Raw genomic sequence first — 14744 nt, forward strand, 5'->3', positions numbered from 1 at the left:
ATCGTAGACGTCTTATTTGAAACTTTTAGCATGTTTTCAAAATCTAACGAACCTGAGCCACCTAATATCGGATTACATGGGCACAAAACTGCAAAATATCTGAACATGTAGCCTTTTAACGTGTCTGTGTTTCGTTAGAATCTTGAATTCACGAAATACCTTCCAATAGCGTGCGTCTGGTCCGTTAAAAGTGACCAAACAACGTTAATACAAAGGAAATCACCATCTCCTAAGCTACATCCGGCTCAGATTAACATTCGACTCTAACGACTAGTTTTATACACGTTTACGAGGACCCTCCCGCCATGTTTTGGACATGCGGGAGGGTCTTTTTCATTTACAAATCAGATCTTCACAGACTGTTTTTGTGTACCAATTATCTTGAGGAAATTGCGCTATTCGATAAATGAATCCCCCCACCTCAGCGCCTTTCAAACTAGCTAAATATACACAAAAAAGCCACACAGCTTAAAGACTGTGGAGCTTCGTTTCTAACCATTTCAATTTCTCATATTTACACTCCGCTGTTACTGATTATACTTGCTGAACGCATTCTGGTCGGCCTGTACATTCTCCAGATACAAAATCTGGCCCGCATCATTTACACGCGCGATATCAATGCCTGCTTTGGCATATACCGTTCCGTCTGCCGCTTGTCCGCATACCGCCCAGTTGGTTTGGTAGCTGCCGTCAGGCTGTTCCACCCAACCGTCCCACATATGTTTTACGTCCTTATTGTATTCGTAGAAAGCTTTCAGGAAACCATCGAACCCTGATCTGCTGGTGCCGTTAAGCACAATCTCTGCGTCCGGTGTAAACAGAGACAATAAGTCCTGCATGGCGCGCTCGTCTGTACGTGAAGCATCAAATAAACGGAAATAGTTGTTCAACAGTGTAGTGGTACTTATAGTACTCATTTATATTCCTCCTAGAATAAAAAGCCATTTTCCAATCTTTCAGTTCGAACATTTTCGAACTAACTGAAAAGAAATGTAACATACTTCTTATACTGCCCGCAAGAGACAGTTCGATTTTTTTCAAACATTGAAAGAGGAAGCCGAATATGCTAACGTCAAGATATGAGAACTCCAACGATACCTATGGCTTCGGAATTGAAGCTGACCACGGTCTGCAATGCATTGGGCGATCCGATCCGTATGAAAATTGCACACTGTCTGGCCAGCTCTGGCGAGAAAAACTGTTCCGCCTTCGAAGTAGACCATATTTCCAAATCCACGTTGTCCCATCACATCAAGATTTTACGTGAAGCTGGCGTGATCCAGCCGCGCATTGAAGGTAAACAGCACTTTTACTCCCTACGAAAGGAAGAACTAAACGTACGTTTTCCAGGCCTCGTCGAGATGATTCTGAATACAACCGAGGAATACGTGACATTAAAGTAAGCAGGTCTGGGATAAACAAATGATGATCGCAATTCCCATAAAGGAGGCTAACCATATGGACAAAAAGGCAGCAAAGATACTGCTGAGTACCTTCTGGGGAGGTGGTGGCTGGAAAACAACCTCTCTACCCTTCTCTGGAGATGAATTTGAATATGCCAAAAGCAAAGGTGTTATGTTCGATCCACTCACGATCACGCATGACGAGATTGTCCAGCGTCTGTACGACATGCATCAGGATGACTCGTTTAAGGAACGGGTGATTTCGGCATTTCTACATAGTCTGTCCACCAAAAAAGTCTATCTACGCAGCGCATTATCCAGCTGGGCTTTAACATCGCACATGCCTTTACACACCTATGCGGAACGACCTGCCCTTCACCCTAACACCAGTGCCTGTGGGGATTGTAACTTCCTGCGTTTGCAGTCAGACAAGGAATATTCCAACGTCGACTTAAACGTCCTTAATTTTGAACGGATCAAGTGGGGCGGCGTGCGTCACGGTTGGCTTATCTATTGCCTGATGGATCTGGAATTACTGCGTAAGGACAACGATACAAGCTATGAAGTAACCCCTGAAGACCAAGCTATCCTTGTAAAGCTGCTTGAAGCAGCTCAGACGGAAGACCCCAAGGACAGTGCACGTTCACTGGAGAAAAAGTGGAAAGATATCTTGCCTTCCAGCAAACAGGAGCGGGATGCCCTGCTGGAAATCTGGGCGGCAGCCGGAATATTGGTTCCTGGAGATAAACCGAGAAAACGCAAGGGTGGTTCCAGCGATTTTGTTTTTGCAGCAACCTGGCAAGGTGATGATGGATATCAGGCAGAAGCCGTAAAACATTATTTTGGCTCCTATCTTCCTCAAATGTGATAAAACCTGAACTTTTGCTCACCTTTGCGTACGTCTGGTTACAATAATGACATCGACAGATTTCCTGTTTAACTCGTATAATAAGGGGAAATTGGTAGATGGGAGTGAAACAAGCGAGTTTATGGTATACATACTGGCTTTTATAGTGTCTTTTGCTGTCGTGGTTCTGCTTATTCCGCCGCTTGGTCGACTGGCTCACCGGCTCGATTTTGTGGACAAGCCTCGGGAAGATGTGGAGCGTAAGCTACACAGGCAACCTATCCCGCTCACGGCGAGTTACGCGATATTTACTGGATTTTTCCTGACATACATTGCTCTGACGAAAGAAATCACATGGGAAACAGCGGCACTGGTCGCTGGTGGTATGCTTTTGCTAACGATTGGTACCGTCGACGACTGGTACAAAACAAAAGGCAAAGATTTTCCTGCCCTGCCCAAAATGCTCGTACAGGTCTCTGCGGCAGTACTCGTATTTGCTTCTGGCATTGCGTTCACCGGATTTGTGAATCCCTTCAACGCGGAGTATGTCATGCTTCCAATCTGGCTGCAATTCATTCTCACGATCCTGTGGATCTTCGGGGTGACAACAGTCATCAACTTCTCGGACGGCATGGACGGACTGGCTGGCGGGTTATCGGCCATCTCGGCAATTACCCTGTTCATCGTGGCGCTTGCCAAAGGTCAAAGTGATTCCGCACTCATGTCGATCATTCTGGTCGGTGTAACGATTGGTTATCTGAAGTACAACAAAGCTCCTGCCAAAGTGTTCATGGGTGATGCAGGCGCTACGTTCCTTGGCTTCATTCTGGCGGTTATCGCTCTGGACGGTGCATTTAAACAAGCAACCATGTTGTCCATCTTCATTCCAATTCTGGCGCTGGGTGTACCGATCTTCGACAACATCTTTGTCGTTATCAAACGTTTCATTCAAGGTAAAGCGATCTACCAGGCCGATGCGAGTCAAGCCCATTATCGACTGCTGCGTGCAGGATTGAATCAAAATCAGGTGGTGGGTGTACTGTATCTAGTCAGCACATGTCTGTGTCTATCCTCCATTATTCTGATGTTAGTGGAGTTATAAAACCAAAATAACGTTGAAAATAATAGAAGCCACCTTCATTGCGTTGAGGGTGGCTTTCTTATGATGTTTTTTTGGAAAGCTGAGTGATTCTAACTTACGATTTAACAGCCCCTGCCATAGCACCTCCAACAATGAAACGTTGCAAAGCAACATACAGGACAACCAGTGGCAAGGTAACAATCAGAATGCCACAGGCGAGCAGCGGCCAGTTGTTCATGTACTGTCCATAAAATGTAAAGAGTCCTTTGGTTACCGGCTGATAATTCGGATCAGATAAATAAATGGTCGGCCCGATAATATCGTTCCATACACCAATCGCGGTAAGAATAATACCTGTTGCCAGGATCGGTTTCATTAACGGAACAAGGATAGTAAACAGATAACGTGTATATCCACTCCCGTCCATGGCCGCCGCCTCATCCAGTTCACGCGATATTGACTTGATATAACCCACAAACATGAGAAAGGCAATGCCCGTACCTGTCGTCTTCAATAAGATGTACCCGATTTGGGTGTTGTAGAGACCCAGATTATTGATCAGGGAAAACTGCGGAATGAGCGGGTTGGGAAGGTACATGGAAATCAGAAAGAAAATATAAATGAGTGTGCTGAATTTAACATATCTGCGTGCGAGCGGGAATGCAGCAAATATAGATAAAATCAACGTCAGCAGGGTGGACATCCCTGTATAGAGCACACTGTTCCACATATACTGAGAGAAGTTCCCTTTGTTCCATGCTTCGGAAAAGTTTTCAAGCCGGATCCCTTCGGTAAGAGCTACAGGATTGAGCAGATACTCTGTCTGTGTCTTCATGGATACATTGAACAGATAGAATAGAGGAAAAACGTACAACGCAAGCATGAGCAGAACGATGACGTAGCTGACCATTCTGGACGTTTGGCTCTGTTTCATTACGCTTCCACCTCTCTTCTGCGAAGGTAGAATAAAGCGACCATCGATATGGTAAATACAAAGAGGAACTGAATCATCGCGACAGCAGAAGCCAAACCGTAATCAGCCGTTCCTGTGCCAAATGCTGTAGCATAAACATCAAACGCAAGCGTCGTTGTATTGAACTTGCCGCCTGTAAGTACATAGATAATATCAAAGGTTTGCAATGCCCCTATGATAGACAAGAGCATGTTAACCGTGAATGCAGGAGCAATCATGGGGAATGTAATGTTCGTAAATGCTTTCCATCCCGAAGCACCATCCATGTAACCCGCCTCATACAGATCGCTCGGAATGGACTGCAGACCTGCAAGAAAAATCGTCATGGAGTAACCCATGTACATCCAGATTTGAACAAAAATAATCAGTTCAAAGGCGATATTATAATCGCCAAAAAAGTTGGAACTGGTACCAAAGAAATTCAGAAAGGATTGGGCTGGTCCGCCCAGCGGATTTGCAACGAGTTGCCAAATGAGTCCAGACACAGTAACCCCCAGCACCACTGGCAAAAAGAATACCGCGCGATATAATTTATCGCCTCTAAGCTTTTTATTGATCAAAATCGCTATAAACAAACCCACTGCATTTTGTATGATCACAACAGCAAACGCAAAGTATAAGGATCGCCCAATAGCATCCATTCGGTCTCCAGCATTGGATGCACCAAAAAATGTTTTATAGTTTTCAAAGCCGATAAAGCTCCATTCCTGGCCCCGAACACCAGTAGCATCTGTAAACGAAAACAGTATCGTTACAAGTGATGGACCGAAGCCAAACACGACATAAAGTAACAACGGAATGCTTAAATACAGATAAGGAATCAGTCTTGCCTTACCTTTCCCAAACGGATACATCGTCCTCACACCTTTCATGGGGTAAAACTAAGACATAAGAAAACCGGAATAACAGCCTTGTCTGGCCTGAGGGCTCAGACCCGAGCGCTATTCCGGCGCATACGGCCAACTTGTGCCATGAATATGAATGATTATGAACTACTTTGGAGCAGCAGCATCCCAGTCCGCTTGGGATTTACCTGCAAGCTCTCCCGGTGTTGCAATCGGTCCGGCTGGCTTGAGCATCTCTGCGTGAACGCTGGCCTCCGAAATGTACTGTCCTACATTCTGACGGTTAATGAACAACTGATCCCAAGAAAGTTTAAAGTCCTCCAGGTAAGGCTGAATGCCTTGGATAAACTCACTTGTCATCTCCACATCAGGCTGTGTGGGCAGGAAGCCGGCTGCATTCACAAATTCCGTGTAGTTCTCTTTCTCCGATAACATATCTAGCCATTTCATTGCGTAATCCTTGTTCGGTGAGTTATCCACCACCATCCAGGTCATATCGTATTTACCCGCCAGATTTTTGTTCTGGGCTGCATCATTGCTACCTGGAATTGGAAAATATCCAAACTTCAGATCAGGGTTGGCCGTTTGAATTGTTGTTGCATCCCAAGTGCCGTCAGCAATCATAGCCACCTTGCCTGTAGCGAACAAACTGGGCAATGTTCCGTAGTCAATACCCATGAAACCAGGCATTGCATTGTTCATCAGATCCTGGGATTTCTGCAAGACTTCAAGTTGAACCGGATCAGTCAGCTTGGTTTCACCAGTCCATAGACCTTTGATATAAGCAAGCTGATCTTCATGAATAGAGGCCTGGAGCCCTTGCACTGCAAGACCTATTGGCCATACATCTTTACCCGCCAGACCCAGCGCTTCGACACCATTGTCTTTGAACACTTTGATAACATGTTGCAATTCATCCCAGGTTGTAGGGATCTCCAGATTATATTTTGCGAAGAGTTCCTTATTGTAGAACAGTCCTGTGAATGCCACCTTGCCCATGTTTACACCGTACACCTTATCGTTATACGTCATTGCGTTCTGTACATCCGCTTCATTGTAGTTTTTGATAAAAGATTGATCTGACAGATCACTAATTAACCCGGCATCGATCCATTGCTTCCACATCGGATCAGCAGCACCACTGGACCATTCCTGCGGAGCGCCTACAAAGCTTGATTTGAGTGGAATGATATCTACGTCCCCATTACTTCCGGCGTTCATTCGTGTTTGCATCAACTGATCGTAAGTCGCGTCTGCCGGAACCGTAGTATATTCCACCTTTACGTCCGGATATTTCGCTTCAAATTTCGTATTAAACTCTTTGATGTAGTTGTTAATATTCTCTTGCTGCCAGTGAATGATCTTCAAGGTAACTTTTTTACTGCTGTCTGTAGCCTGAGTTCCTTCTGATTCCGAAGAGCTGTTACTACAAGCGGCGAGCACACATAATAAAGCGGTTACAAGTACAATGGCTAAAGTCATTTTCTTCATTTTCGTTGTCCCCCAAATTTTTGAATTAAATCTACGAAATCAGTTTCGTTAATTCCACCCTTATTATGACTTCAGATCTTTATTTTGTAAATAGTCATTTTGTTTTATTGATTCCCATACTCCAACCCGCTTGATAAAAGCTTTATTTATTGCTGTATACGTTGAAGTCAAGGTAACCTTTACAACAGTTACGAAAGTTACGAAACACAGCACATGACATGATTTCATGTACAGTCCCAGATAACCCGATATTCCTTTAAATGGACTCGAAATCTGTAAAACAATTAAGATTATGAGCTAAAATTAGCCTTTATTTTCGCAACAAACCTCTTTGATCGCTTCAAACCTATGGATGCATATTATTTCAAGTGTGATTCCCTCCTTTCTTCTGTTGACTCTCCGGTCTTTGTAGCATAGAATACTTGCAAGAAAGCAAAAAAACCGATACAGCCCCAGTTTACGAAACTAGTTTAGGAATCCGAGGGATGTTTATGAATATCAAAACGATAGCGAGTTTAGCCGGCGTGTCTGTAGCCACGGTGTCCAAGATTATCAATAACTATCCAGATATTAGCGAGGAAACGCGCCAGCGTGTGCTTAAAATTATGGAAGAGACAGGCTATCGTCCATCTTCTTCAGCCAAAACACTGGCAACCAAAAAATCCAGCCTCGTTGGCGTTGTGTTTGCAGGGAAGCTGAACGTGGATTTCAGCCACCCTTTCTTCGTACAGGTTATCAATGCGTTTAAGAAACAAATTGGCTTGCTTGGATACGATCTACTCTTCTTCTCAAATGAGAAGTTTCTGGATCAGGGTGAGGACTACTTGGCGAGATCCAAGTATTTTCAAGTGGATGGCTGTATTATTATTGCGGGGGATGAAGTCGAGAGCAGTATATTTGACCTGGATGCCAGCCCGATTCCTTGTATCGGAATAGATATCGAACTAACAGGACAAAGCTCCTGTTACATCATGTCCGATAACGATAAGATCTCAACCAAAGTTGTAGAACAATTTTATATGAACGGTTATCGAGAAGTTGGTTTTATCGGGCTGGAGCGCGCCTCTCTTGTGATGCAACAGAGAGAGATGGCTTTCAAACGTTCACTAAATCAGTTTAGTCTTGATGAAAAGCCCGAGTGGGTTGTATACAGCAAAGATTATGCCGCAGCGGATGGATACGAAGCGGCCAAGAAAATGCTTGCCTGCAAGACTCTGCCACGTGCCGTGTTTGCAGCCACAGATCTACTTGCCTTTGGAGCTATTCGCGCCTTTAAGGAAGTGGGGTTACGCATTCCAGAAGATATAGCTGTGGCAGGTTGTGACGACATCGAAGCCTGCCGTTATACCGATCCAGCGCTAACAACCGTCAAGCAGGATACGGATAAAATTGGACGCCTTGCTGCCATGATTCTGTTCGATCTGATGAACAAACAAATGGATAATCGTTGCATTAAAGTAGAGCCGGAACTGGTTGTGCGTCAATCCTGTGGCACAGCCATGCTGCTGGCACAGGAAATCTGAGCGTTACCAAGAAGCAAAAAGGGGATGTCCCATAGTCATGAATATGACAGGGGACATCCCGTGTTTGTGTTATTTTGTTTTAATAAACCTGAGACACACTATCCGCTCCCATTTGCGATGCTGAGTGAACGGACAGTCCCGACTCTGAGATCATGGTTATACCGGGAAAGTTCCTGCTATCTGGAAGCGGCAGTAGGCAGCTTGCCCTCTACTGTCTGCAAGTCAGACCATCCGGGTCGATCGAGTTCGATGAGACGGCGGTATCGCTCTTCTCCAGCCAGCAATTGTTCGTGAGAACCCTGCATGGCAATCTGTCCATTTTCCATAAAAATAAGTTCGTCCATCTGTTCCGCACCAATCAGGTGATGGGTGACCCAGATCATCGTTTTGCCTTGCAAGCTGTCCAGAATGGTCCGCATCAACTCGCGTTCCGTCACCGGATCAAGCCCTACGGTTGGTTCATCCAATATAATAACAGGTGTCTCCCGAAGCAGTACCCGGGCCAGAGCGATCCGTTGTCTTTCCCCACCGGAGAAACGCAAACCCGTCTCCAGCATTGGCGTATCATATCCCTGCGGCAAAGATTCGATCAGACCGGATAAACCTACCTGGGCGGCCACCTGACGAATCTCCTCATCCGTTGCATGTGGACGACCAATCCGAATATTATTGGCTACAGTGGTGTCGAACAGGTGTGGGCTCTGGTTCAGCACTGCGATGACATCAGTGACACTCTCACCCAAGGTCTGCACAGGCATATTATTGATCAGAACTTTCCCCGCAGACGGAAGTAATGCCCCCTGAATCAGCTTCAACAATGTCGATTTGCCACCGCCGCTTCGTCCAAGAATGGCTAATCGTTTGCCTTGTGGCAGATGAAGGGATACATCATGTACGGCGTAGGAATCATCCGCTGCATAACGGTAACTTACGCGATTAATCTCGATGTCTGCTCTGATTTTGGGTGGAATGCGTAGACGAATTCGTCTGTCCGAGTCGCCCGTTCCATCAACATCATTCGCTCCATTCTGCCCCGGAAGATACCCTTTCCCTTCGAGCTGCTTCAAGCGATCCAGTGATTCTCGATACTGTGGAAGATGCTCCACCGCATCCCCTACAGGCAGAAGTGTTTCCGTGAGCGGAAATAACACCAATACAAAAGCAGCAATCATCACGGCAGGTAATTGCCCGACAGAAGCGGCGTTTCCGGCCCATAACGTAACCGATACCACCAGCAGGCCAATGACGCACTGGGCCATCAGATCACGCCAGCGTGTCCAACGCCGCAACTTGCGACGAACCGCGTCGACCCGTTCCTCCGCTTCTTCCTGCTGCTGAACAAATTCGGCCGCTCGTCCACTTGCAAGCCAATCTCCCAGTCCAAGTACACCGTCGGTCAGACGGGTATACAACCTGCTGTTTTCCTTTTTCAGCCGTACACGCCATTTCCACGTCACTTTCAGGGTGATCGCAGGTAACACGGCAATGAGAAATAACATATACAAGCCCATCCACAGCGCAAATCCCAGATCAACACTGCCAAAAGCAATCACAGCCCCACCGTACATCACAAGTGCGGTAACGGCGGGGAAGACTGTACGCAGATAGATATCCTGCAGCCGCTCCACATCATCGGCGAGTGCTCCGAGTACATCTCCGGTCTGCATGCGAGAGCGCAGGAACAGGGCCTGTGGCTCCAGAATGCGATATAACTTCACCCGTTGATCGGCCAACACACGCAGTACGGCATCATGTCCTGCCAATCGCTCGATATATCGAAAGACGGCGCGAAATATCCCAAATGCACGTACACCGACAATAGGTACATACACCATCAGAATATTTTCAGGACGCAGCGCAGACTTGGAGATCAGAAATCCGGAGGTGAACAGCAGCAGTACCGCACACAAGGCAGCGCATGTACCCAGCGCAATGACTGCGATGAATCTCCAGCGGTACTGTGCCACATACGGAGCGATCCAGCTATTTTTTTCTTTTCCGTTACGGACGGTCTCCATATGTTCATATCCGGACTTCATTTTATATCGCCTCCATCTGAGCCTGAATCATCTGATAATATACACCTTGTCGTGCCAGCAATTCCTGATGTGTTCCCGTCTCTGCCACTGTGCCACCGTCCATGACAATAATTCGATCCATATGCGGCATCCAATGCAGACGATGGGTAGCCAAAAATACAAGTTTGCCTTCAAACAGTGGCAGCATGGTCTGTTTCAGTTCATACTCTGTCTCTACATCCAGATGAGCTGTCGGTTCATCGAGCAACAGGATGTTTCGTTGACTAAGCAAAGCTCTTGCCAGTGCCACCCGTTGCTCCTGCCCCCCACTGAGCTGTCTGCCACCAGCCCCAATGAGCTCATGTAGCCCACCGGATAATGAGAACAGCAGCTTGGTTAATCCAGCTGCGCTAATGGCCTTGGCCACCTCCGCATCCGAAGCCTCTGGCATGTAGAAACGAACGTTATCGGCCAGGCTTCCACTAAAGATATACGGATGCTGCGGGATAGCTGCCGTCTGTCTTCGCCAAGATTCGAGCATATCCGGTGTAACCGGCTGTCCGTTAGCCAGTACTTGACCCGAAGTAGGTAACTGGAAACCAGCCAATACATCGATTAATGTGGACTTGCCTGCTCCGCTGGCACCGATAATACCGATTTTTCCAAGACCTGTGATCTGAAATGTGACATCCTTTAGCGAATAAGGACCTTCATCATCATGTCGTACCTGTACATCGGTTAGAGCCAATCTGCTATTCTCATTCCAGGAGAACACTGAGGAAGCGGAAGAAACAAGCTCAGGAATAGTAGAAACAGAAGCAGGATCAGGAGCAAGATGTCCCGCAGCCGTTTTATCGTTCAACACGACACGTATGGTCGAAATGCCCGCTTTCCTTTTACCCCAAGATAACGATGATGCATGTCCCGTCCCATCCTCTGCCATGTCCGCGTGCGCAACAACGTTTGCATAAGCTTCTTTCTGTTTCCGTTCAGCAGCTTTCCCCCGTTCAATCACCTGATTAATGGCCGCTCCGGCTTCCTTACCGTCCAATGTGGCATGATAATCAGCGCCGAGCATACGTACAGGCAGGAAATATTCGGGTGCCAGAATCAGTACCGCCAACGCAGGGCCAAGCAGCATATGCCCTTCCGTCAGACGTAATCCCAGACCAACCGCCACCGAAGCAACGGACAGCATGGTGAAGAAATCGAGTGCAAATGAAGAAAGGAAGGCCATACGCAGGGTGGACATCGTCGCCTTCCGATACCGCTGACTGACCCGCCGAATGGAGCCTTCATGTGTTTTGCTCTGTCCCAATGTTTTTAGCGTCTCCAGCCCACGCAAGGTATCAACAAAATGGTTAGCGAGTGCTTTGTAGGATCGGAATTGTCCGTCTATCTTCCGCTGAGCTGCGAGGCCAATCAGAATCATGAACACGATCAGGATTGGTAGTGTCAGCATCAGAATAACCCCGGACATCATATCCAGCTTGAACACATACAGCAAAATGACGATGGGTGTGAATCCTATGCCCAGCATGCGAGGAATGAATAGTTCGAGATACGTCTTGTATTGAGCGGTTCCCTCACGTGCCAGTGTAACCAGATGCCCTGTGCCCTCGGTCTTGGCATAACGCGGCCCAAGTTTGAACCACTGCTCCACCATCTGTCTGCGCAGATCAGTCCCTGTCTTATCCGCATATCGTGAAGTCACAAGTTGTAACCAGAAGGATAGGGCGTAGCGGGCGGCAAAAGCAGCCAGGAACAACAGCAGTACCGGGTACTGCTCCGTTATGGATGAACCTTCAAACAATGCCGTGATGGCCTGTGCCAGCCATTTGGCTTGCATAATGATCGTCATCGCCTGTAACAGTACCAGCGCTGATGCCAGCGCGAGTACTGGCCGGATGCCCGGCAGCTTCAGCAGCCCCCGTCCCATATCAGTACTCCAGGTGGTGCTGCTCGTTCAGACGTTTGCGGAAGATATAATAACTCCAGATCTGATAGCCAAGAACAAACGGCAGCAATGTGCAAGCTACAATGGTCATTACTTTCAATGAATACGCACCGGATGCGGCGTTGTATACAGTCAGGTCATATGCCGCTCCAAAGGAACTCACCATCACTCTTGGGAACAGTCCAATAAAGACCGAGGCAAAGGCAATTGCAATCACTGCTCCAGTCATACCAAAAGCCCAGCCTTCACGCTTCTGACGAACAAAGTATGCCGCAAGTGCAAGCGCGACTGCGCCAAGTACAACCATGATCCAAAGAGCCCAGCCCCGTACGGCGAACACATCCGTCATGAAATACGTCATTAACGCGTAAACAGCGAGTAGTGCAGCCAGCGGCAGCATCAATTTTTGTGCTGTCTTCAAGGCACGCTCTCTTAGATCACCAACTGTTCGTAGTGATGCAAACAGCAATCCATGAACGAGACACAACAGCGTTACGCTCAAGCCACCAATCACGGTGTACGGATTAACAATATCGAGGAATCCTGCACGCAACTGCATCTCCCCATCAATGGGCAGACCCTTCATGAACGTGGCAAAGACTACGCCGAACAGGAAAGGCAGGAGAGCGCTGGATACCACAATGATGATATCCCATGTTTTGCGCCAGCGCTGCTGTTTCATTTTACTGCGGAATTCGAAGGCAACCCCGCGACCAATCAAGCCGAGTAACACGACCACAAGCGGCAGGTAGAAACCACTGAACATCGTGGCATACCAGTGCGGGAAGGCAGCAAACATTGCGCCCCCTGCTGTAATCAGCCATACTTCGTTACCATCCCAGAACGGACCAATCGAGTTGATCAGGGTCCGGCGTTCACGATCCGTTTTGGCAATAATGCCTGTAGACATCCCCACACCAAAATCAAAACCTTCCAAAAAGAAGAAACCAACAAACAATACGGCAATCAGCAAAAACCACAACTCACTTAGTGACAACGGAATAACCTCCATCCACGCCGAACGGATCGGCCGATTCATCGTGATCTTCCGGCTTATCGACCGCAAATGGTCCTGCCTTGATCTCACGTACGAACAGGTATACCATCACGATACCAAGAACCGTATACGCGGCTGTGAACGCAATCGTGGAGAACAGGATCATTCCTGCGGATACGTTCGGTGAGACCCCGGCCTCGGTGGTCATATAACCAAATACCGTCCATGGCTGTCTTCCAACCTCGGTCATGATCCAACCTGATGTATTGGCGATAAACGGCAGGGAGATGGCAAATACCATCAGACGCATAAACCACTTTCCAGCGACCTCCAGCTTCTTGCGCACAGCCAGAAACGTACCGTACAGAGCCAGCACAATCATCAAACCACCCGCTGCGATCATAATACGGAAACTCCAGAACGTTGTCCGTACCGGCGGGATGTAGTCCCCCGGTCCATACGTCTGCTGATACTCAGCATTCAGTTCCTTCATGCCTTTGACACTACCGGAGAACTTGCTGTAGGACAGGTAACTGAGCAATCCAGGGATTTTGATCTCACCCGTACTCTCCTGTTTATCCGGATCGATAAAAGCGACCACCGTCCATGGTGCCGGATCTTCTGTCGTTGTCCATGTGCCTTCACTGGCTGCCATCTTCATCGGCTGTGTCTCCACGAGATATTGAGCCTGGAAGTGTCCAGAGAAAGCTACACCAAATGAAGAAACAAGAGCGATAATGATCGCGATATTAAACGATTTGCGGAAGATCTCCACATCCTGCTTCTTCATTAATTTGTAGGCACTGATCCCGGTTACAACAAAGGCCCCTGTCATCAATGCCCCAAAAATCGTATGTGGGAACTCGACGAGCAACTGACCATTCGTGATGAGTGCAAAGAAATCATTCATCTCGGCTCGGCCGTTGTTAATCTCAAACCCGACCGGATGCTGCATAAATGAATTGGCTGCCAGAATCCACAGCGCGGACAGGAATGTGCCGACAAACACCAGCCAGATGCAGGCCAGGTGCACTTTTTTGGACAAACGATCCCATCCAAATATCCACAAACCAATAAATGTAGACTCCATAAAAAACGCCAGTAGCGCTTCAATAGCCAGTGGCGCACCGAACACGTCCCCGACAAATCGGGAGTACTCGGACCAGTTCATACCGAACTGAAACTCTTGCAAAATACCTGTGACTACCCCGACGGCAAAGTTAATCAGGAACAGCTTGCCCCAGAACTTCGCCATCGTTTTGTAGATTTCCTTACCCTTAACAACGTACAACGTCTCCATGATTGCAACCAACAGTACAAGACCGATGGATAGCGGGACAAAAAAGAAATGGAAAATCGTTGTAAGTGCATATTGGATACGCGATAACATAATCGGATCCATACCGTTACCCCTTCTTTCTGTTCACTTCGCAGTATGCGTATCTGGCATTGAAGCTGCACCTTCGCTGTCTGTCCGCCAAATACGTTGATGAACGTATTGTGCCAGATTCCCTATTTTATACATGTGATAATTATCACAATCTCCGTCTCCAGAGCAAAAAAAAGTGATCCTGGTCACACAAAAGATAAAAATCAGCCTATTGTAGTG

The 14744-nt window shown here is 47.3% G+C and carries 12 protein-coding genes; 4 read left to right on the forward strand and 8 right to left on the reverse strand.

Features of this window, described 5'->3' with window-relative positions:
* Window positions 1-527: 527 nt before the first annotated feature.
* Window positions 528-917, reverse strand: coding sequence for a nuclear transport factor 2 family protein (locus MHB85_RS29305; protein WP_091012644.1), 390 nt, complete (start codon window positions 915-917; stop codon window positions 528-530).
* Between the two features lie 162 nt (window positions 918-1079).
* On the opposite strand from MHB85_RS29305, the gene MHB85_RS29310 reads away from it, so the two are divergent.
* The 3 genes from MHB85_RS29310 (at window position 1080) to MHB85_RS29320 (ending at window position 3352) form a co-directional block, all read left to right on the forward strand.
* A complete protein-coding gene (locus MHB85_RS29310; RefSeq protein WP_244661071.1) occupies window positions 1080-1403 on the forward strand; it encodes an ArsR/SmtB family transcription factor in 324 nt (107 codons plus the stop codon).
* Window positions 1404-1458: 55 nt separating this feature from the next.
* On the forward strand, window positions 1459-2271 hold the full coding sequence (locus tag MHB85_RS29315) for a hypothetical protein (protein WP_091012641.1): 813 nt from the start codon (window positions 1459-1461) through the stop codon (window positions 2269-2271).
* 121 nt (window positions 2272-2392) lie between these two features.
* Complete coding sequence (locus MHB85_RS29320) at window positions 2393-3352, forward strand: MraY family glycosyltransferase (protein WP_036613004.1); 960 nt, start codon at window positions 2393-2395, stop codon at window positions 3350-3352.
* 94 nt (window positions 3353-3446) lie between these two features.
* Here the strand turns inward: MHB85_RS29320 and MHB85_RS29325 are convergent, their stop codons facing one another.
* The 3 genes from MHB85_RS29325 to MHB85_RS29335 all read right to left on the reverse strand — a co-directional run bounded on the left by MHB85_RS29325 (window position 3447) and on the right by MHB85_RS29335 (window position 6640).
* Window positions 3447-4265 (reverse strand): carbohydrate ABC transporter permease, encoded by an 819-nt coding sequence (locus tag MHB85_RS29325; RefSeq protein ID WP_091012639.1) that lies wholly within the window; start codon window positions 4263-4265, stop codon window positions 3447-3449.
* Window positions 4265-5158: a carbohydrate ABC transporter permease gene (locus tag MHB85_RS29330; protein ID WP_076320327.1), complete on the reverse strand. Its 894-nt coding sequence runs from the start codon at window positions 5156-5158 to the stop codon at window positions 4265-4267. The genes MHB85_RS29325 and MHB85_RS29330 overlap by 1 nt, the downstream gene beginning before the upstream one ends.
* Before the next feature lie 138 nt (window positions 5159-5296).
* On the reverse strand, window positions 5297-6640 hold the full coding sequence (locus MHB85_RS29335) for an ABC transporter substrate-binding protein (RefSeq protein WP_341074095.1): 1344 nt from the start codon (window positions 6638-6640) through the stop codon (window positions 5297-5299).
* 491 nt (window positions 6641-7131) lie between these two features.
* On the opposite strand from MHB85_RS29335, the gene MHB85_RS29340 reads away from it, so the two are divergent.
* A complete protein-coding gene (locus MHB85_RS29340; protein ID WP_105600660.1) occupies window positions 7132-8163 on the forward strand; it encodes a LacI family DNA-binding transcriptional regulator in 1032 nt (343 codons plus the stop codon).
* A 176-nt stretch (window positions 8164-8339) separates the two neighbouring features.
* Here MHB85_RS29340 and cydC read toward each other — a convergent pair whose 3' ends face one another.
* From cydC to MHB85_RS29360, 4 genes are read right to left on the reverse strand one after another with little or no spacing between them, the layout of a single operon-like run.
* Window positions 8340-10202: a thiol reductant ABC exporter subunit CydC gene (gene cydC, locus MHB85_RS29345; RefSeq protein ID WP_341074096.1), complete on the reverse strand. Its 1863-nt coding sequence runs from the start codon at window positions 10200-10202 to the stop codon at window positions 8340-8342.
* Window position 10203: 1 nt separating this feature from the next.
* On the reverse strand, window positions 10204-12120 hold the full coding sequence (gene cydD, locus MHB85_RS29350; RefSeq protein WP_091012631.1) for a thiol reductant ABC exporter subunit CydD: 1917 nt from the start codon (window positions 12118-12120) through the stop codon (window positions 10204-10206).
* A gap of 1 nt (window position 12121) precedes the next feature.
* The gene (gene cydB / locus MHB85_RS29355; RefSeq protein ID WP_256974918.1) at window positions 12122-13177 is read right to left on the reverse strand and encodes a cytochrome d ubiquinol oxidase subunit II; all 1056 of its coding nucleotides are present in this window, start codon (window positions 13175-13177) and stop codon (window positions 12122-12124) included.
* The gene (locus MHB85_RS29360; RefSeq protein ID WP_091012627.1) at window positions 13122-14537 is read right to left on the reverse strand and encodes a cytochrome ubiquinol oxidase subunit I; all 1416 of its coding nucleotides are present in this window, start codon (window positions 14535-14537) and stop codon (window positions 13122-13124) included. Before MHB85_RS29360 ends, cydB begins: the two co-directional genes overlap by 56 nt.
* Window positions 14538-14744 lie beyond the last annotated feature (207 nt).

Origin of the sequence: Paenibacillus sp. FSL K6-4396, from assembly GCF_038002525.1 — a bacterium.
Classification (GTDB): domain Bacteria; phylum Bacillota; class Bacilli; order Paenibacillales; family Paenibacillaceae; genus Paenibacillus; species Paenibacillus amylolyticus_B.